The sequence below is a fragment of the Mesorhizobium sp. M2A.F.Ca.ET.037.01.1.1 genome, from assembly GCF_003998075.1.
In the GTDB taxonomy this organism is placed as follows: domain Bacteria; phylum Pseudomonadota; class Alphaproteobacteria; order Rhizobiales; family Rhizobiaceae; genus Mesorhizobium.
Genome location: NZ_RZSA01001263.1, coordinates 1 through 1599, shown reverse-complemented (window position 1 = coordinate 1599; position 1599 = coordinate 1). Strand labels below are relative to the sequence as shown.

Genomic DNA, 1599 nt, shown 5'->3' with positions numbered 1-1599 from the left:
CCGCCATCGGCATGTCGATCGCGCTCTCCAACTTCGTGCAGGTCACGCAAGGTCCGCGCAACAAGCCGATCCCGCCGCTGGTCAGCCAGGTCTACACGATCGACGGCATCAGCATCTCGCTGAAGCAGATCATCATCGTAATCGTCACCATCGCGCTGCTCGCGGTCTTCTGGTACCTGGTCAACAGGACGGCGCTCGGTCGCGCCCAGCGCGCCTGCGAGCAGGATCGCAAGATGGCGGCGCTGCTCGGCATCGACGTCGATCGGACCATCTCCATCACCTTCATCATGGGCGCCGCCCTTGCCGCCGTCGCGGGCACGCTGTTCCTGATGTACTACGGCGTCGTGGTGTTCTCCGACGGCTTCGTGCCGGGCGTTAAGGCCTTCACCGCGGCCGTGCTCGGCGGCATCGGCTCGCTGCCCGGCGCGGTGCTCGGCGGGCTCTTGATCGGCTTCATCGAGAGCATGTGGTCGGCCTATTTCTCCATCGACTACAAGGACGTGGCCGCATTTTCGATCCTGGCGATCGTGCTCATCTTCCTGCCCTCCGGCATCCTCGGCCGGCCTGAAGTCGAAAAGGTCTGATCCTCATGGCCGTTACCGTGTCCTCGGAGCGCGACACCGTCGCCACTCCCATCCAGCGCGCTTTCCGCGAGGCGCTCTATGCCGGCGCCATCTCGCTCGGCCTGTTCGTGCTGTTCATCGGTCTCAGGACAGACCAGAACATCAGCAACGAACTGATCCTGGTGCAGCGCTGGGGCCTGCTCGCCATCGTGGTCATTGCCGTCACGCTCGGCCGCTTTGCCTATGTGGCGTATGCGCTTCCGGCAATGGAGCGGTCGAAAGCCGAAAGGGCCCAGGCGCCCGCCGTCGTCGCCGAACCTGGCTTCCTGAAGCGGAACTTCAACAGGATCGGCCTTGTCGTCCTACTGCTCTATCCGATCGCGATGGTGCTCCTGTTCGGCTTCCAGGGCTCGCTCAAATGGGTCGACAATTTCGGCATCCAAATCCTGATCTATGTGATGCTGGCCTGGGGCCTCAACATCGTCATCGGGTTGGCCGGCCTGCTCGATCTCGGCTACGTCGCCTTCTATGCCGTCGGCGCCTATGCCTACGCGTTGCTTGGCACGCATTTCGGCCTGTCGTTCTGGATCCTTTTGCCGGCCGCGGGCTGCATGGCGGCCTTCTGGGGCGTCATGCTCGGCTTCCCGGTGCTCAGATTGCGCGGCGACTATCTGGCGATCGTGACCCTTGCCTTCGGTGAGATCATCCGCCTGGTGCTCATCAACTGGCGTGAAGTCACCAATGGTTCGGCAGGCATCTCGGGCATTCCGAAAGTCTCGTTCTTCGGCCTGATGTCTTTCAACGTCTCCGACCCGAACTACATCGCCAAGGTTCTGCACATTGCCCAATCAGGGGCCTACTACAAGATCTTCCTCTACTATCTCGCCCTGGCGCTCTGCCTGCTCACCGCCTTCGTCACCATAAGGCTTCGTCGCCTGCCGGTGGGACGCGCCTGGGAAGCGTTGCGCGAAGACGAGATCGCCTGTCGCTCTCTCGGCATCAACACCACCACCACCAAGCTGACGGCGTTCGCCAC

At 62.5% G+C, this 1599-nt stretch carries 2 protein-coding genes; both read left to right on the top strand.

What is annotated here, in order from left to right:
- A partial coding sequence (locus EOA27_RS35765) for a branched-chain amino acid ABC transporter permease (protein ID WP_145970807.1) occupies positions 1-584 on the top strand: 584 nt, incomplete at its 5' end.
- A gap of 5 nt (positions 585-589) precedes the next feature.
- On the top strand, positions 590-1599 hold a 1010-nt coding region (locus EOA27_RS35760), incomplete at its 3' end, for a DUF3382 domain-containing protein (RefSeq protein ID WP_127258647.1).